The 18,078-nt window shown below is 39.0% G+C and carries 20 protein-coding genes; 7 read left to right on the forward strand and 13 right to left on the reverse strand.

Features of this window, described 5'->3' with window-relative positions:
• Positions 1-28 precede the first annotated feature (28 nt).
• The 3 genes from mnmG to G576_RS0104545 form a co-directional block, all read right to left on the reverse strand.
• The gene (mnmG, locus tag G576_RS0104535) at positions 29-1,930 is read right to left on the reverse strand and encodes a tRNA uridine-5-carboxymethylaminomethyl(34) synthesis enzyme MnmG (RefSeq protein ID WP_027973597.1); all 1,902 of its coding nucleotides are present in this window, start codon (positions 1,928-1,930) and stop codon (positions 29-31) included.
• Positions 1,931-2,389, reverse strand: coding sequence for an NUDIX hydrolase (locus G576_RS0104540; RefSeq protein WP_027973598.1), 459 nt, complete (start codon positions 2,387-2,389; stop codon positions 1,931-1,933). It lies immediately after the preceding gene.
• A gap of 156 nt (positions 2,390-2,545) precedes the next feature.
• Positions 2,546-2,872 (reverse strand): winged helix-turn-helix transcriptional regulator, encoded by a 327-nt coding sequence (locus tag G576_RS0104545; RefSeq protein ID WP_027973599.1) that lies wholly within the window; start codon positions 2,870-2,872, stop codon positions 2,546-2,548.
• A gap of 125 nt (positions 2,873-2,997) precedes the next feature.
• On the opposite strand from G576_RS0104545, the gene G576_RS0104550 reads away from it, so the two are divergent.
• Complete coding sequence (locus tag G576_RS0104550) at positions 2,998-3,387, forward strand: nuclear transport factor 2 family protein (protein WP_002941856.1); 390 nt, start codon at positions 2,998-3,000, stop codon at positions 3,385-3,387.
• A gap of 42 nt (positions 3,388-3,429) precedes the next feature.
• Here G576_RS0104550 and mnmA read toward each other — a convergent pair whose 3' ends face one another.
• On the reverse strand, positions 3,430-4,551 hold the full coding sequence (gene mnmA / locus G576_RS0104555; protein WP_027973600.1) for a tRNA 2-thiouridine(34) synthase MnmA: 1,122 nt from the start codon (positions 4,549-4,551) through the stop codon (positions 3,430-3,432).
• A 222-nt stretch (positions 4,552-4,773) separates the two neighbouring features.
• On the opposite strand from mnmA, the gene sdaAB reads away from it, so the two are divergent.
• From sdaAB to G576_RS0104575, 4 genes are read left to right on the forward strand one after another with little or no spacing between them, the layout of a single operon-like run.
• Entirely contained in the window at positions 4,774-5,445 is a 672-nt protein-coding gene (sdaAB, locus tag G576_RS0104560) for an L-serine ammonia-lyase, iron-sulfur-dependent subunit beta (RefSeq protein ID WP_027973601.1), read from the forward strand.
• A 19-nt stretch (positions 5,446-5,464) separates the two neighbouring features.
• Complete coding sequence (gene sdaAA / locus G576_RS0104565) at positions 5,465-6,337, forward strand: L-serine ammonia-lyase, iron-sulfur-dependent, subunit alpha (RefSeq protein WP_027973602.1); 873 nt, start codon at positions 5,465-5,467, stop codon at positions 6,335-6,337.
• On the forward strand, positions 6,334-6,930 hold the full coding sequence (locus tag G576_RS0104570) for a histidine phosphatase family protein (RefSeq protein ID WP_027973603.1): 597 nt from the start codon (positions 6,334-6,336) through the stop codon (positions 6,928-6,930). The genes sdaAA and G576_RS0104570 overlap by 4 nt, the downstream gene beginning before the upstream one ends.
• The gene (locus G576_RS0104575) at positions 6,911-7,537 is read left to right on the forward strand and encodes an HAD-IA family hydrolase (RefSeq protein WP_027973604.1); all 627 of its coding nucleotides are present in this window, start codon (positions 6,911-6,913) and stop codon (positions 7,535-7,537) included. The genes G576_RS0104570 and G576_RS0104575 overlap by 20 nt, the downstream gene beginning before the upstream one ends.
• 18 nt (positions 7,538-7,555) lie before the next feature.
• On the opposite strand, the gene G576_RS13210 is transcribed toward G576_RS0104575, so the two are convergent.
• The 8 genes from G576_RS13210 to yfmF all read right to left on the reverse strand — a co-directional run bounded on the left by G576_RS13210 (position 7,556) and on the right by yfmF (position 14,932).
• Positions 7,556-8,224 carry a transglycosylase SLT domain-containing protein gene (locus G576_RS13210; RefSeq protein ID WP_037618479.1) on the reverse strand — a complete coding sequence of 223 codons (669 nt, stop codon included), beginning with the start codon at positions 8,222-8,224 and terminating at the stop codon, positions 7,556-7,558.
• A 263-nt stretch (positions 8,225-8,487) separates the two neighbouring features.
• On the reverse strand, positions 8,488-9,285 hold the full coding sequence (locus G576_RS0104585; RefSeq protein ID WP_027973605.1) for an energy-coupling factor transporter transmembrane component T family protein: 798 nt from the start codon (positions 9,283-9,285) through the stop codon (positions 8,488-8,490).
• Complete coding sequence (locus G576_RS0104590) at positions 9,278-10,120, reverse strand: energy-coupling factor transporter ATPase (protein WP_027973606.1); 843 nt, start codon at positions 10,118-10,120, stop codon at positions 9,278-9,280. The genes G576_RS0104585 and G576_RS0104590 overlap by 8 nt, the downstream gene beginning before the upstream one ends.
• The gene (locus G576_RS0104595; RefSeq protein WP_027973607.1) at positions 10,096-10,923 is read right to left on the reverse strand and encodes an energy-coupling factor ABC transporter ATP-binding protein; all 828 of its coding nucleotides are present in this window, start codon (positions 10,921-10,923) and stop codon (positions 10,096-10,098) included. The genes G576_RS0104590 and G576_RS0104595 overlap by 25 nt, the downstream gene beginning before the upstream one ends.
• Positions 10,920-11,468, reverse strand: a complete 549-nt coding sequence (gene pgsA, locus G576_RS0104600) for a CDP-diacylglycerol--glycerol-3-phosphate 3-phosphatidyltransferase (protein ID WP_037618481.1) — start codon at positions 11,466-11,468, stop codon at positions 10,920-10,922. Before pgsA ends, G576_RS0104595 begins: the two co-directional genes overlap by 4 nt.
• A gap of 8 nt (positions 11,469-11,476) precedes the next feature.
• Entirely contained in the window at positions 11,477-12,346 is an 870-nt protein-coding gene (locus tag G576_RS0104605) for a helix-turn-helix domain-containing protein (RefSeq protein ID WP_027973609.1), read from the reverse strand.
• 59 nt (positions 12,347-12,405) lie between these two features.
• On the reverse strand, positions 12,406-13,683 hold the full coding sequence (yfmH, locus tag G576_RS0104610) for an EF-P 5-aminopentanol modification-associated protein YfmH (protein WP_027973610.1): 1,278 nt from the start codon (positions 13,681-13,683) through the stop codon (positions 12,406-12,408).
• 1 nt (position 13,684) lies between these two features.
• On the reverse strand, positions 13,685-14,932 hold the full coding sequence (gene yfmF / locus G576_RS0104615; protein WP_027973611.1) for an EF-P 5-aminopentanol modification-associated protein YfmF: 1,248 nt from the start codon (positions 14,930-14,932) through the stop codon (positions 13,685-13,687).
• Between the two features lie 80 nt (positions 14,933-15,012).
• On the opposite strand from yfmF, the gene yaaA reads away from it, so the two are divergent.
• Positions 15,013-15,414, forward strand: coding sequence for a S4 domain-containing protein YaaA (yaaA, locus tag G576_RS0104620; protein ID WP_027973612.1), 402 nt, complete (start codon positions 15,013-15,015; stop codon positions 15,412-15,414).
• A gap of 2 nt (positions 15,415-15,416) precedes the next feature.
• A complete protein-coding gene (gene recF, locus G576_RS0104625) occupies positions 15,417-16,508 on the forward strand; it encodes a DNA replication/repair protein RecF (protein ID WP_027973613.1) in 1,092 nt (363 codons plus the stop codon).
• A gap of 58 nt (positions 16,509-16,566) precedes the next feature.
• Here recF and guaB read toward each other — a convergent pair whose 3' ends face one another.
• Positions 16,567-18,048 (reverse strand): IMP dehydrogenase, encoded by a 1,482-nt coding sequence (gene guaB, locus G576_RS0104630; protein WP_027973614.1) that lies wholly within the window; start codon positions 18,046-18,048, stop codon positions 16,567-16,569.
• Between the last annotated feature and the right edge of the window lie 30 nt (positions 18,049-18,078).

The raw sequence follows: 18,078 nt of genomic DNA on the forward strand, positions 1-18,078 counted from the left end.
AGCCCTAAAATAAAGGCTGGTATCTGTCCTATTCCGTTTTTCTACGTGCCTTATTATTTCCCTCAAGATAAACCATTAAAATTGATATATCTGCTGGATTGACACCAGAAATACGACTAGCTTGCCCAATGGTTTCAGGATTGATTTTCTTGAACTTCTGACGAGCTTCTGTAGCAATAGAGTCAATGGCATCCCAGTCAATATTAGCTGGAATACGCTTTTCCTCCATGCGCTTCATCTTGTCAACCTGGTCAAGCGCTTTGTTGATGTAACCTTCATACTTGATTTCAGTTTCCAAAAGTTCAATGATTTTGCTATCTAAAACTTCCGCTGCTGGTCCTACAAATTCTACTGCTGTTGCATAGTCAATCTCTGGACGACGCATGAATTCTTTTACAGTAACAGCATCTGTCAAGGCTTTAAATCCCATTGCTTCAATTTTTTCATTAGTTTCCCTGACAGGTTTTAATTTTTTAGTTGACAATCTTGTCAACTCATTGTCAAATTGATTTTTCTTGATTTCGAAAACTTGCCAGCGTTCTTCATCAACCAAGCCCACTTGACGACCGATTGGTGTCAAGCGCATATCTGCATTATCATGACGCAAAATCAATCGATATTCTGCACGTGATGTCAAAAGGCGGTAGGGTTCTAGTGTACCCTTGGTTACCAAATCATCAATCATAACACCGATATAGGCATCACTACGCTTCAAAATTAACTCAGGTTTACCTTGAACTTTCAGCGCAGCATTTATCCCAGCAACAAGACCTTGACCAGCAGCCTCCTCATAGCCAGACGTCCCATTGGTCTGACCAGCAGTGAAAAGCCCTGAGATGATCTTGGTTTCGAGGGTTGCACGAAGTTGGTGAGGCAGGACAATATCGTACTCTATTGCATATCCTGTGCGCATCATCTCAGCATTTTCCAGACCTTTGATAGAATGAACCAGCTCACGCTGAACATCTTCAGGAAGACTAGTTGATAGTCCTTGGATGTAAACTTCCTCTGTATCTCGACCTTCAGGTTCCAAAAAGAGTTGATGGCGATCCTTATCCGCAAAACGGACAATTTTATCCTCAATGGATGGACAGTAGCGAGGACCTACCCCTTTAACGATACCAGAAAACATTGGAGCACGGTGAAGATTCTTATTGATAATATAATGACTGAACTGATTAGTATAGGTCAACCAGCAAGGAATTTGGTCTTGAAGGTAATCTTCATCTTTTGACATAAACGAAAAATGATTGGGTTTCTCATCTCCAGGTTGGATTTCTGTAACAGAATAATCAATTGACGACGCCTTGACACGAGGTGGTGTCCCTGTTTTGAAGCGTCCAATTTCAAGACCTAATTTTTTAAGATTGTCTGCCAGAGTAATTGATGCCAAGCTATTATTAGGGCCTGATGAATATTTGAGTTCTCCCAAGATAATCTCGCCACGTAGGGCTGTTCCTGTTGTGACAACAACAGCCTTAGCACCGTATTTTTGACCTGTAGCTGTCAAGACACCGACAACCTTGCCATTCTCGACCAACACATCATCAATCATAGATTGACGCAGGGTCAAATTTTCTTGTCGCTCAACTGTATGCTTCATCTCACGCGCATACAGTACTTTATCTGCTTGCGCACGCAAAGCCCGAACTGCAGGACCTTTACCTGTATTCAGCATTTTCATCTGGATATAGGTCTTATCAATATTTTTACCCATTTCGCCCCCAAGAGCATCGATTTCGCGCACAACAATTCCTTTAGCAGAACCGCCAATAGAAGGGTTACACGGCATAAACGCTAGCATATCTAGGTTAATGGTTGCAAGCAAAGTCTTACAACCCATACGAGCTGCCGCAAGGCTAGCCTCAACACCAGCATGCCCAGCACCGACTACAATGACGTCAAAATATTCAACAAATTCGTGTGTCATTTATTCTTCTCCATATCTATTTACAAAATGTTTAATCTGTCCATCCCAGTTTTTCAAAGCTGTTTTGAGAAAAGCAGGATTGAGGTCAATATCTGAAAGCCTATCCAGCGAAACCCATTCACATTTTCTAGTCTGCCCACTCTCTACAGTCTCTGTCTTAGGCTCAGATAAAGGGTTAGCTAGATAATGAAATTCAATTTGGTGATAATTGGTACCTTCCAAAGCAAACTGATTTTCAACGATAAAAGCTAATTTCCCAACCTCAATATCAAGATTAACTTCTTCTCGAATTTCACGTTTTAGGGCATCTTCTGTCAATTCATTAACTAAAATCGCTCCACCTAGTAGATAATAACCATCGTAGGGAGATTTTGCAAGATAAATCTTGTCATCTTTCAAGATAAGAGCTGATACCCTAACACCAAAACTATGAGCATCAATTCGAGTTCTAAAATCCATGTCAGCACCTCTTGAATCCTTCCTCTTTTACAGAAAAATAGCCAAAACTCTCGAAAATTGCAGGACAAAAAAGCCTACAATTCCCATGAGCTTTGACCATCATGATAATTGTTACTCTTATTCTATCAAAAGATTTGTAGAATTTCAAATCTGGTGTTACGTTAACGTTTCAATATATTCTAAGCCCCAAGCCTCAACAGCATCCAGCACCGAACGAAATTTTTCACCCATTTCAGTCAAGCTGTACTCTACACGAGGGGGGACTTCTGCATAGACCGTGCGACTAATAATGCGATCCTCCTCCAATTGTCTAAGGTGCCTTGTTAACATGGTTTGAGTGATACCTGGAATCAGTCGCTGTAATTCATTGAAGCGTTTCGTTCCTGTACTGAGTTGGTAGATAATCACCAATCCCCACTTACCACTCAAGACTTTTTGTGTTGTTGCAAAAGGACAAATACCATATTCACTAACTTTTTTCAAAAAACTTCTCCTTTATTTATCACAATAGTATTACTTTTGATACCAACAAATGCAAAAGTACCTACTTGCATAATTGACTACTTCCACTATAATTGTACTATATCAAAAAAATTGGAGGACATCAAATGTCAACAAACTTGGAAATTTTTAATGCCTATAACAATGCTCTCATCGCTGGTGATTTTGCAGCTCTTTTTGAAACTATGGCTGACGACATTATCTGGCATCAACCCGGAAATCATTCAACATCTGGTGCTAAAATTGGTAAGGAAGTACTCGGAGCACATCTAGCAACTTTCGCCGAAAAAACAAATGGAACTTTCAAAGTAGTGACAAACTGGGTGTCAGATAATGATACTCTTGTTGCCGCTAACGTAACATTCCTCGGTACTCGAACAGATGGTGAAGAACTAAACATGAATGGTATCGATCTTTTCCGTATGGAAGATGGTAAAATCAAGGAAGTTTGGCTCTTCTCAGCCGACCAAAAAGCTGAAGATGCTTTCTGGGGATAAGATAAATAGCTTAGCACGAGGGTGCTAAGCTTTTATTTTTGATTAAATATACTGACAAGCCTCTCCATCTTTATAGGCCATGTCGATCATGCCACCACCCAAGCATTCTTGTCCGTCATAGAAAACAACGGCTTGTCCTGGTGTGATTGCTCGTTGTGGCTCTGCAAAGATCACTTCTGCCTTATCACCTTTCACCTTGACAGTCACTTGACTATCTGGTTGACGGTAGCGGAACTTAGCTGTGCATTCCAAGGTGAATTCCTCAGGCATATCACGTGTAAAGTGTACTTGACTAGCCTGTAAAGAAGTTGACATAAGAGATTCATGGTAGAAGCCTTGTCCGACATAGAGGATGTTTTTAGACAGGTCTTTTCCGACAACAAACCAAGGCTCATTGTCCCCACCGATTTGTCCTCCGATACCAAGCCCGCCCCGCTGGCCGATCGTATAGTACATAAGGCCGGTATGCTCTCCCATATCACGACCGTCAACCGTCAGCATCCGACCAGGCTGGGCTGGCAAATACTGCCCTAGAAATTCTTTGAAGTTCTTCTCACCGATAAAGCAGATGCCTGTCGAGTCTTTCTTTTTAGCGGTCGCCAAGCCTGCTCGCTCTGCTATTTCCCTCACCTGAGGCTTTTGTAAATGGCCGAGCGGAAACATGGTTTTCTGCAACTGTTCCTGTGAGAGTTGGCTGAGGAAGTAGGTCTGGTCCTTGCCATTATCTGCCCCGCGCAGCATATGAACAGTGCCATCTTCATCGCGTGACACTTGTGCATAGTGCCCAGTCGCCACATAATCCGCTCCCAGAGTCATGGCGTAATCCAAGAAGGCCTTGAATTTGATTTCCTTATTACACATGACATCAGGATTAGGCGTGCGACCTGCCCGATACTCTGCTAGGAAATACTCAAATACCCGATCCCAATACTCTTTTTCGAAGTTGACAGAGTAGTAAGGAATACCAATTTGATCAGCAACGGCTGCAACGTCCTTATAATCCTCTGTAGCCGTACAAAAACCATTTTCATCAGTGTCATCCCAGTTTTTCATAAAAACACCAATGACATCGTAGCCCTGCTCTTTTAACAACAAGGCTGTAACAGAGGAGTCAACTCCTCCACTCATGCCGACAACAACACGTGTCTTTGAATTATCAGTCATAGATAATCCTCCCATCAAATAATTTAGTAAACATAGACTTGAAGGGTCTAGTTAATCAAAAATCGATTTGAAGGTCGATTTTGACATGCCTTTGACAAATTAGGCACGCTCTATTATAGCAGTATTTAATCTTGTTTCCAACTATAGGCTTTAAAAAATACTCAGACATCTCTCCTTAATTCTGCTATAATGACAATAACGATTATATTCTTGGAGAAATACATGAAAAATCTAAAATTTCAGTCCGTTTTTGACATTATCGGACCTGTGATGATTGGCCCATCATCTAGCCACACAGCAGGAGCTGTCCGTATCGGAAAAGTTGTTCATTCAATTTTTGGAGAAATTCCTGACAGCGTTACTTTCGCTCTTTTTAATTCCTTTGCCAAAACCTACCAAGGACATGGCACTGATAAGGCATTGGTTGCTGGAATTATGGGAATGGATACTGACGATCCTAATATTAAAAACTCACTAGAAATTGCCCATCAGCGTGGCATTAAAATCTACTGGGAAATTTTAAAAGATAGTAATGCTCCCCATCCCAATACTGCCAAAATTACTGTCAAAAAAGGAAACAGAAGCATGAGTATTACCGGCATCTCGATTGGAGGTGGCAACATCCAAGTGACTGAACTCAATGGTTTCTCTGTCTCCTTATCTATGAATACACCAACTCTCATTGTCGTTCATCAAGATGTACCTGGAATGATTGCTAAAGTAACCGATAGCCTCTCAAAACATGGTATCAACATCGCTCAAATGACTGTTACAAGAGAAAGCCAGGGGCAGAAAGCCATTATGATCATTGAGGTGGATTCTAGAGATTGTCAAAAATGTGTTCAAGAAATTGAAGATATCCCAAACCTTTACAATGTAAACTTTTTCGATTAGATTGACAGGAGATTGACACGTGTTTTACACCATAAAAGAACTAGTTGAACAAGCTGACGCTTATCATAATGGCTCAGTTGCAGAACTCATGATTGCTACAGAAATTGAGATGACTGGTCGAAGCCGTGATGAAATTACCTATATTATGTCACGAAATCTTGAAGTCATGAAATCCTCTGTCTCAGAAGGATTAACACCTACAAAATCAATTTCAGGATTGACCGGTGGTGATGCTGTCAAGATGGACAACTACATCTCCAAAGGAAAATCCCTTTCCGATACAACCATTTTAACAGCTGTACGTAATGCTATGGCAGTCAACGAACTTAATGCTAAGATGGGATTAGTTTGTGCAACCCCTACTGCTGGTTCTGCAGGTTGCTTGCCAGCAGTTCTGTCAGTTGCCATTGACAAACTAAATTTAAATGACAAGGGACAACTAAACTTTCTTTTCACAGCTGGGGCCTTTGGGTTAGTAATTGGAAACAATGCCTCTATTTCTGGAGCTGAAGGGGGTTGTCAAGCTGAAGTCGGCTCTGCTTCTGCCATGGCTGCAGCTGCTCTTGTTATGGCAGCTGGTGGTAGTGCTTTTCAAGCTAGCCAGGCTGTTGCCTTTGTCATTAAAAATATGTTAGGACTCATTTGTGACCCTGTTGCTGGATTAGTGGAGGTTCCTTGCGTCAAACGTAATGCTTTGGGATCCAGTTTCGCTCTTATCGCTGCGGATATGGCGCTCGCTGGTATTCGGTCCCAAATTCCAGTTGATGAAGTCATTGATGCCATGTATCAAGTCGGCTCTGCTTTACCAACTGCTTTTCGAGAAACTGCTGAGGGGGGACTTGCAGCCACACCGACAGGTCGACATTATGCAGAGGAGATTTTCGAAAAATGACAACCACACTTTACTTCATACGCCACTGTCAGCCCAACTATGATAACCATGATGATTTTAATCGAGAACTTTCCGAAAAAGGTTTACAAGATCGTCAATTTTTGCTTGACTTCTTCGTAAACAAGAAGGTCGACATGATTTTCTCAAGCCCTTACAAGAGAGCTTATGATACTGTAAAGCCCCTTGCAAAAAAGCTAGCACTAGATATTCATACGATTTCTGATTTTAGAGAGCGAAAAATTGATAATGTTTGGATTGAAAACTTTACAGAATTTACAAAGAAACAGTGGGCGGATTTCTCTTATAAATTATCAGATGGCGAATCCTTAAGAGAAGTTCAGGATAGAAACATCCGTGCTTTGAGAAATCTTTTAGTAGAACAAGTAGATCATTCCATTCTCATCGGATCTCATGGCACTGCTATTTCAACAATCATCAAATACTTTGATGATAGCTTTGATTACGATGCATTTGACAAAATTAAATCGCTCATGCCCTTCATTTTAGAAATGACTTTTGAACACCTAACTTGTCAATCTATTAGCCTTCACAATATCTTTACAGGAGACTGTCATGAAATCTATCCTCTTTGATCTGGATGGCACTCTAGCTGATTCTAGCCTTGGCATTAAAAAATCTTTTGCCTACACTTTCAAAAAATTAGCTCTGCCTTTTCCAGAAGAAAAAACTCTTAGAACCCTTATCGGACCACCACTAGAAGATTCCTTTCGTCACTATGTCAATGATGTTGACACAGCTGTAACGATTTATCGGGAATATTACAAGAAACTTGGTGTATTTGAAGCTGAACTTTATCCAAAAATTCAAGAGCTTTTAGAGCAATTAGTTGTTAATGGAGTCAATCTATATGTTACCAGTAGTAAGAATGAACCTATGATTTATGTTATGCTAAAGCATTTAAAGATTGACAAGTACTTTACAGGTATTTATGGACATACGCCAGAACGTCCCAACAAGACTGAAGTTATCAAAACTTGTCTCTCATCTGAGCAAATAAATCATCAAGAGGCTGCTATTGTTGGTGATACAAAGTTTGATATATTTGGTGGTAAAAACACTGGTATAAAAACAATTGGAGTTACCTGGGGTTTTGGATTAGAAAGCGAACTCCTATTAGCAGGTGCCGATTACATTTGTCACTCTCCTTTAGACATTTTAAAAGTCATTGAAGATTTTTAACTTCAATGACTTTTTTGATTATTGTACTCCCCAGGCAGAGAGGCCTTGTGATTTATAAGCCTTAATTGCAGTATTAACTTGATCCTGAACAGTAGCTGTGGAACCCCATCCTGGCATTGTTTGGAAAAGTCCAGATGCTCCAGAAGGGTTTGAAGCATTCGGATTACCATTAGATTCGCGAGCAATGATATACTCCCAAGTAGATTGCGGAACTCCTGTCGCCTCTGCCATTTGCGCGGCTGCCTCTGTTCCTATAGCACCAGCTGTATTTCCATTTGACAAAACACCTGAGTAACTTGCAGGAGCTGAAACGTTTTGAACAGTATATGTTACAGGAGTTGTATAGCTTGTTTGCCCAACTGTTGCATTATCAACTACTTCACTGTAAGTCGGACTTTCTTGCTGATAATTAACAGACTTTATGAGATTAGTTGCCGCAAAAGCAACCACATGTGCATCCGTTGAAACAGCTTTTGTTGCCTCAATTGTCATTGGGACACTGGTTTCCAAGGTTGTAATCTCTAAAGCCTCAGATGTTTTTTCTTCACCAGAAACTTTTACAAAAGACTCTGTATTTACAAATTGTCCTGTCAATCCAACTGTCAATCCTGTAAACAATAGCCCAAAGGCAACTTGTTTGTGCTTTTGTTTTTTTAGTGCACGTCGTTTGACTCTGCTATATGACATAAATTCATTTCCTTTTTTAATCTTAGACCTACTTAGTTTAGCATACATATATTACAGTCACTTTACATCTATGTGTAAAATAAAGTAAATAAACACAATATCTTGTAATAATAAACACTAAATAATGTGTTGTAGTCCCAATACTAGATGTTTGTACTCCATCTATTTAAACAAATCCAAAACTTAGTTGTAAATAACTCTCCAATGGTCTTGTATTTCATGAAGATTGTTATTACATGTAAAAAACACCTGATTTAGGTGTCTTAGGGATTTTTGAAGAAAAATAGCAGAGCTGATACCAGTAAAATGGCAATAATAGCAAGAGTATCTGGAAATTTCCATTCTAAAAAGCGATATTTGGTACGCCCCTCGCCACCTTGATAACCTCGAGATTCCATAGCAATAGCAAGTGCGTCAGCTCTTTTAAAACTGGAAGCAAATAATGGAATCAAAATAGGTATGATAGACTTGACCTTTTGAATCAAATTTCCTTCCCCAAAATCAACACCACGCGCCTTCTGAGCATTCATGATTCGCATAGTATCATCCATAAGCGTCGGTACGAAGCGTAAACTTAATGACAACATGAGACCAATTTCATGAGCCGGAACTTTCAAAACTTTTAACGGATTGAGTAGCGACTCCACAGCATCCGCAAGACTTAAAGGGGTGGTTGTTAAGGTTAAAAGTGTCGAGAAAAAGATAATCAACACAAAACGCATGAAAATAATCCCTGCCTGTGCCAAGCCGAAGGTGGTTACTCTCAAAAAAGCAAAACTAAATAGCGTTTCACCTCCTCCAGTAAAGAGAAGCTGAAAGAGGGTAGTAAATAAAATAATACCAATCATGGGTCTGACACCACGTAAAAAGAAACTCAGCTTGATGCCAGAAAGCCAGATAGCGAAAAGTGAAAATACCAGCAGTATCAAATTGGTAAGCACATTATTGGCCCAGAAGATGACTCCAATATAGATTAGCATAGCCAGCAGTTTACTCCGCGGATCTAAGCGATGAATGATGGAATTTCCTGGAACGTAGCGGCCTAAAATGAGTTTATCCACGAGCAATTACCTCCTTAAACTCTGCTACGGTAATTGGTAGAGTTTCCATCATATAGCCTCTTTTTTGGAGGTTTTGAGCCAATTTTGTAATTTTTGGAACCCCTAATTGCTTTTCTTCCAGCAGATTAACTTGCTGGAAAACATCTTTAGGACGTCCCGAAAGAATAAGTCTACCCTTTTCCAAAACATGGACAAAGTCTGCATAGTCGGCCACGTCATCCATAAGATGGGTTACTAGAATAATGGTCAGCCCAGATTGATGGAGCCCTTTGAACAAGGTCATTAATTCCTTACGCCCCTTTGGATCTAAGCCTGCCGTTGGTTCATCTAGGACGAGAACTTCTGGTTCCATAGCTAAAATCCCTGCAATGGCGACACGACGCATTTGCCCACCAGACAATTCAAAGGGATTTTTTTCAAACAGTTCTTCAGAAATCCCAACCATAGCTAACTTTTCACGGGCTGTCTGCTCTGCTTTTTCTTGAGAAATGCCAAAGTTTTGTGGCCCAAAAGCTACGTCTTTAAGCACAGTTTCCTCAAAAAGTTGACTCTCAGGAAATTGAAAGACTAGACCTACCTTTTGACGGAGTTGTTTGATGTCCTTAGGTTTAGAATTTGCTGTAATTTCCCTATCTTCAACTGTAACACTTCCAGCTGTTGGGAGGTTAAGACCATTCAAAAGTTGCATAATGGTAGATTTACCAGAACCCGTGTGCCCAATGAAAGCAGTATAACTTTCCTTCTTAATCGAAAGAGTCACGTCAAAAAGGGCACGCCCTTCAAAGGGCGTTCCCGCTTGATAGGTGTAGCTCACATTTTTGAGAGTAATCCCCATAGTTCCTCTTCCAATTCCTTTTCTGTTAAATATGTTGTGCTAAATGGTAGAATTCCCGACAATTCTTTGATAACATCAGCTGTAAAGGGTGTGTCAAGTCCTAGGTCAATCAGTTGTTCTCCTCGTGCAAAAAGCTGGCGCGGCGTTGAATAGGACTCTACCTGACCGTCCTGCATGACCATAACACGATCACTAAGAGCAACCTCATCTAAATCATGAGTGATAGAAATGACGGTCATTTCATACTCTTGACGAACCTTTTGCATCAGATTAATCAATTCCAAGCGGCCTTCAGGATCCAGCATACTCGTAGCCTCATCAAGGATTAGAATCTCTGGCCTCATAGCAAGTGCTCCAGCAATGGCAACACGTTGTTTTTGACCACCCGATAATCGAGCAGGTTCCTTGGTTTTAAAATCAGTCATACCAACCAACTCTAAAGCATCCTGAACACGAACGACCATCTCTTCATAAGGGATTCCTTTATTTTCAAGTGCAAAGGCAACATCATCCTCAACCGTTGCACCGACAAATTGATTATCAGGATTTTGAAAAACCATTCCAATTTTATGACGAATATCCCAAATGTTTTTTTCTGTCAGTTGCTCATCATCAATCCATATTTCACCAGATTCGGCCTCCAACAGACCATCAATCAAGCGAACTGTTGTTGATTTTCCAGAACCATTGTGACCAACAATAGATAACCACTCGCCACGTTTCACGTGAAACGACACTTTGTTAAGCGTCGGCTTTTCTTGGTCCTCTTCATAACGAAAAGTGACATTTTTTAGCTCAATCATTTACTAAAAGTATCCTTAAATAAAAAACTGGCTCCCTTAAAATAATCATAACCTGAATATATGGTAAAGAAGAGAGAGATGTAAAGCATGATATTTCCAATAAGAGATAAATGGCAGAGCAGTAAAATCACGGCTAGCATCTGAGTTGCAGTCTTGATTTTTCCTGGCATTGCAGCTGCCAGAACTTCACCCCCCGTCTCAACAAGAAGAAGGCGAAGACCTGTTACCGCAAGCTCACGACAAATAATAATAGCAGAAACCCAAGCCGGCGCTAAATCTAAACCAACCAACATAATAAAAGCTGACATAACTAACATCTTATCAGCAAGCGGATCCGCAAATTTACCAAAATTAGTGACCACATGCCATTTACGAGCCAGATAACCATCCAAATAATCAGTAAAGCTAGCCACAGCAAAAACAAGAGCTGCAAAAATGTGCCAGATTAGATGATTTGGAATTGAGGCTAATATTAAAAATATTGGAATCAAGATAATACGACCAACTGTTAATAAATTGGGAATATTCTCCTTTTTCTTAAACATAATTTTTCCTATTCTACTGTCAATGTAAAGGTGGCTGGACTATAGTTGACAAGGTTCGTCAAGTCAACTTCTTGTCCATCCAGGGTTACTGTCACTGATTGTGGTAAACCAATTGTAACCAAAGATGAGCTTCCTTTGTTTACAGATACTGTAAACTTAGTTTGCTCTCCTGTCAAGATTGTTCCTTGTTCCCCATTTGTGCCATCACTAAGACCAACCCAACTCTCGCCCTCTTTTAGGGTAAAAATAAGATCAACACTTTCTTTGTTTGTTTGAACAGTTGCGAGTGAGCTTCCGTCCTCTTGAACTGTCATTTTAAGATTTGAGACTGCTTCCGTCACAGTTGTTGTCTCAGTAGTCGTTGTCGCTTCTGTTGTCGATGAAGTAGTTTCTTTGCTTGTTTCTTGAGCAGTGTTGATAAATGGCCACTGTTTAAAAATAAAATACCCAACTACTACAAGGATAGCCAAGCTAAATAAACTTAGTAGAATTGCTGGCAACTTTGACTTTTTCTGAGTCACCTCACGATGGCTACGACGACGACGGCGATTTGCCATGCGTTCCATTGGTACAGACTCTTCGCTGACCTCCGTTTTATGAGATATCGTTTCTTTTGATGAAAAATGTGGCAACGTGTCCTGAAAAGAAACTTGTTTTAGATACTGACTGTAAATTTCATCAGCATCTAAACCAATCATCTCAGCATAGCTTCTCAAATAAGATTCAACCTGATCTGATGGCACCAAGGAAAATTGATCCAGTTCCAAGGCTAAAAGAAGTTGAACCTCGATACCTGTCCCTTTTTCAATATCCGTGAGTTGCAACTGTTTGCCTAAGCGAGCCTCACGTAAAATATCTCCAATCATTTTACCATTCATAATCTGAACTTCCCTTCTATAAGTGTTTCTATTATAACAAAAATTGTCGTATTTTCATGCTATTTTGGAAAAACGATAAATTCTGTTCGATCTGCCTTTTCAAAAAAATGTTCTCCAATAGCAAGAACTGCCTCTAAGTTTAGCTTTTTTAATAAATCTGGAAAATCAAAATAGCTATAGTTATCATCCTGATATTGCAGAAATTGATGACCTAAATCCTCAATATTATCCAAGCTTCTTATAAACTCGCCATATATTTCATTTTTGACTATGCTTAAATGATTGTGATTTAGGTCCTTATTTTTTCTAACATTTGTCAAATTTTTACGTAGCTGATTTGCCATAGCAATTGGTTGTTCCGTATCAAGCATCAAAATGACAAAGTTAAAGCGATCTGAAATCTCAATTTCAATATCGAAAGAATCATCAATTTTCCCTTTATCATACCAATCCTGATAACGTTGAGAGGTCCAGCCAAATAGCATCGCAAGAAAAAGACGAAGCGCCAGCTTTTGTTCCACCAAAGACAAACCTTCAATCATCTGCCCTCTAAATCCGAGAGCTAACTTCGAAACTGCTACATCCATCTGAATAGAGGATTTAACTATTGGCTTAAACCGTTCGATAGCCGACCGTTCAATTTTAGGTAAAGTCTTACGTCGCCTTGTTTCTCTTTTACGGACTATTCTGTCAACCAACTTAACATCAAAATTTCCAACTAAAACTAAACTTTTAAAATCTGGGCGATAAAATGTTTCAAAGTTTTCTTGTAAATCAGAGATACTCAGTTCTCTAATAGATTCCTTAGTACCAGCTACATCTATAGCTAAAGCGGTATTAGGATAGAGGTTTGCTAAAGCTCCACTATAAAGTCTAAAATCAGAATCATCTTGGTACATGGAAATTTCTTGCTCAATGATTCCCCTCTCTTTGTCAATGCTTTTTTGACTAACGTGTAAAGAACTTGTAAACTCTAGCAACATATCCAGAGAATCCTCAAAAGATTCTACTGTAGAGAAGAAATAGGAAGTTTTATCAAATGTAGTATATGCGTTACTTTCTGAACCTTTCAGAGTAAATTCATTTCCCACATCTTGCCCTTCCGAACCTTCAAATAATTGATGCTCTAAGAAATGTGCAATTCCTGCTGGAAACTCCCTTTCTACCCCATCTATTGTAAACTTTTTGTCAATTGAGCCAAAATCTACTGTCAATATAGCAGACTGTTCCTGAAAATCTTTTTTAGGAAGGTAGTAAACTTTCATACCGTTGTTCATGTGACGGTAATAAATTTCTTGATTTAAAAATGGGTAGTCAATTTTTTCTAGACGACTCATCTTATTCTCCCTCCAAAAAATAAACAGCTTGCAATTTCATCATGCCAACAGCTGTAACAATATCATGCTTGGTGATTTTATCAATCTTGTCAATAAAGGTTGACAGGCTGACGCTTTCTTCACCAAATAAGAGATTACTATATGTTTGCTCAATTAGTGACTTTGGATTATCCATGGACATTTTAGCATTGCTGATAATCATTTTTTTTGTTTGCTTGACAAGTTGACTTGAAAAGCGACCCATTTTTAACTCATTGATTTGCTGATTGATAACTTTAAAGGTTTTCGCTCTGCTATTTTTTTCAATACCAGCATAGATTTTCAAAAATCCTGAAAAAGCTTCATAGCGACTACCAACAGTATAGGCTAAACTTTCTTTTTCTCGGACAACTGTAAATAGTTTAGAATGAGAAAAACCACCAAGCATTCCTTCTGCAACTAACATAGCATAGTAAGCAGATTGACCATAATAAATAGGTATGTGATATCCCAGTTGTAGGATGGATTGACTGGTTTCTTTAGTGATAACCTCTTCCTTGACAACATTTGAAAATTCTTGTCTGTAAATTTTTTGTAAAGATATCAGTCTATCAGCCAATGGGAATTGGGCCAAATATCGAGCTGCCTGATAGTCATCAAAATTTCCTAAAAGGAAAATATCAATTTTATCTTCTTTAAGCATCTTTTGGAATTCTTGATAGGCTGTAAAGGCATTTTCCTTCTCAATCAGTTCTCTTGTTCCATACTTTGATATTTGTAACGCTCTACCTTGATAGTAAAGTTTCTGTAAACCTAAGCTGCTATTATAAAATTGATCTTGCTCATCAGCCTCCATATATCGAATCAAATTTGCTTTTTCAATATCGAAGGTCTTAGTCTGATATTTTTCCAGAAAAATTAAAGGACGAAAGAGAATTTCTCCAAGAATTAGCAAGACTTGCCCCAACAGATCTTCCTGTCCCAAAACATATCGATTGCTTACAAATGAAATGTCAATATCAACAATATGAATATGACCTCTAGTAGTAACATTCGTTGACAGACTTGCTCCGTAGAGATTAGCTAGATGTTCCCGAAGTGCCTTACTATTGGGAAAAGCTTGACTAGCCGTTGCTAACATCTGTGCAACAAGCGCTCTGCGTGCAATAGATTTTTCTTGACGTTGCCCCGAGAAGCGAAAAGTGAGATGATTGGTCTTAAATTGCTGACTTTTAATAAAATGTAAATCTACACCCTCTGCTAATTTCATGCTACTCCTTATTCTAAATTTAATCTCATCTATTATAACATTTTATGCTATAATTATCTTTACAGAAAGTTGAGGATTTTATGGAATATACGCTATTTGATGAATTTATTACCTTGCAAGCCCTATTAAAAGAATTGGGACTCATACAGAGTGGTGGAGCTATCAAGGGATTTTTGATAGAAAATCTTGTCCTTTTTAATGGCGAAAAAGAAGAACGCCGAGGAAAAAAAATTCGTATCGGGGATGTCATAGAACTTCCCAAACAAAATCTTATAATTACATTGAGGGAAGCCAGTCATAAAGAACGTCTAGCTCACGCAGAGGAAGTAGCTGAAAAAGCCCGAGTAACCGCCTTGGTCAAAAAACTTAATAAAGATAGTAAAAGGCAACAAGCAACTTCTAGACCCCTTCAAAAATCACAAAAACAAAGCAAAAACAAAATGAGCACAGACCACCGTCCTGTTCGTTTTCCGGGAACATAATCATGTGGATTGAGAGTATCTCACTGACAAACTACCGAAACTATAAATCACTGAATGCTGAATTTTCTCCAAGTCTTAATGTTTTTATTGGAGAAAATGCCCAAGGAAAAACAAATTTTCTAGAAGCTATTTACTTTCTTTCTTTGACGAGGAGTCACCGTACAAGAACTGATAAAGAATTAATCTATTTTGAAGAAAATGATGCGAAGTTGACAGGAGTTGTCAATCGTGTAAATGGTAAAAACTCACTTGACATCACCTTGACAAATCAGGGACGAACCACAAAAGTTAATCATCTAAAGCAAGCTAGATTATCTGATTACATTGGAACAATGACAGTTATCCTCTTTGCACCTGAAGATTTACAGCTAGTTAAAGGTGCTCCTGCTTTAAGGCGTAAATTCATTGATATTGATTTGGGACAAATTAAGCCTCTCTATCTCTCTGATCTTTCTAGCTACAATCACATTCTAAAACAGCGAAATTCCTATCTAAAAGCAAGTCAGCAAATTGATGAAACATTTCTTGATATCCTTGATGAACAACTGGTTCAATATGGAAGTCGAGTTATGCAACACCGTTTTGAATTTATCAATAACCTAGAAAAAGAGGCCAGCAAACATCATTTTAGTATTTCAAATCAACTTGAGACCCTCCGCCTTAACTATTTATCCTCTGTCAGATTTACCAATAAGATTGACATATCTGTAAACTTTTTAGAGCAATTAAAAAAATCTCGCTCTCGCGATCTCTTCAAAAAAAATACAGGAGTAGGACCTCACCGAGATGATTTAGAATTTTTCATCAATGATATCAATGCCAGCTTTGGTAGTCAAGGTCAACAAAGAAGTCTTATTTTATCTCTAAAATTGGCTGAAATTGCCTTGTTTAAAAATGTTACAGGTGATAATCCTATCCTTTTGCTTGACGATGTTATGAGTGAACTTGACAATAACCGTCAATCTATGTTGTTGCATAATATTATTGCTGAAAATGTACAATGCTTTATCACGACTACTAGTCTTGGCCATTTACAAGAACTTCCAGAAGATTTAAAAATCTTTCATATTCAAAACGGTCAAGTTTCTGAATAATTTTTGTCAATTTATATTTACAAAAAAGACCATTACCTTTACAGCAATGGTCTTTCTTTTACTTCAGTGAATAGTTTGGTGCTTCATTTGTAATTTGAACATCATGGGGATGACTTTCAACTAAGCCTGCACCTGACATTTCGATAAATTGTGCTTTATCATGCAATTCTTGAATATTTGCAGCACCAACATATCCCATACCTGAACGAATCCCACCAATCATTTGGAATACAATATCAGAAACAGCACCTTTACAAGCTACACGTCCTTCAATTCCTTCTGGAACAAGCTTATTAGCTTCATTAACAGAGCCTTGGAAGTATCGATCGCTTGATCCTTTCTTCATAGCTGCGATAGAACCCATACCACGATAGGTTTTAAATTTTCGTCCTTGGAAAATTTCCGTTTCTCCCGGAGCTTCATCTGTACCAGCAAACATTGAACCAAGCATAACTGCATTTCCACCAGCAGCAAGAGCTTTAACAATATCACCTGAATACTTAATGCCACCATCAGCAATGATTGTCTTACCATACTCACGAGCAACCGCAGCAGCATCATAGATAGCAGTCACTTGAGGAACACCAACACCAGCTACAACACGTGTTGTACAGATAGAGCCTGGACCAATACCAACTTTAACAACATCTACACCTGCATCGTAAAGAGCACGAGCTCCTTCAGCCGTTGCAATATTTCCAGCAATCAAAGTACGATTTGGGAAATGAGCACGAATTTCTGCGATTTTGCGAAGAACACCAGCTGAATGTCCGTGTGCTGTATCAATGACAATAGCATCCGCACCTGCTTCAAAGAGGGCTTCTGCACGTTCAAAGGTATCTGATGTTACACCTACAGCACCGGCAACCAAGAGGCGACCAAACTCATCCTTAGCGGCATTCGGGAACTCAATGACCTTCTCAATGTCTTTAATAGTGATAAGACCGGATAAACGACCGTTTTCATCAACTAAAGGTAGTTTTTCAATGCGATGTTCGTGAAGAATAGCTTCCGCAGTTTCCAAATCTGTCCCAACTGGAGCAGTAATCAACTTTTCAGAAGTCATATGCTCTGAAATTTTGCTTTCATAATCAGAAATAAAGCGCATGTCACGGTTAGTGATGATTCCGATTAGCTTACGGTTTTCAAGAGTTTCTACAATAGGAACACCTGAGATACGGTAAGTGGCCATAAGATTTTCAGCTTCTTGAACCTTGTTTTCTGGTGTCAAGAAGAAAGGATCGATGATAACACCGTTTTCAGAGCGTTTAACCTTACGGACTTCCTCTGCTTGGTCTTTAATTGACATGTTTTTATGAATAACACCAAGACCGCCAGCACGGGCAATGGCAATAGCCATTTTGCTATCAGTCACAGTATCCATAGCAGCAGTAACAATCGGAATATTTAGTGTCAAATTGTCAGCCAGCTTTGTTTGCATGCTAACATCGTTAGGTAAAACATGACTTTCCGCTGGAATGAGTAGTACATCATCAAAGGTGAACCCTTTTTTCAAAAATTTTGTGTCCCAATTTGACATTTTTCTGCCTCTTTTCTTTCTATTTTTATG

The organism is Streptococcus porci DSM 23759, assembly GCF_000423765.1.
Lineage (GTDB): Bacteria > Bacillota > Bacilli > Lactobacillales > Streptococcaceae > Streptococcus > Streptococcus porci.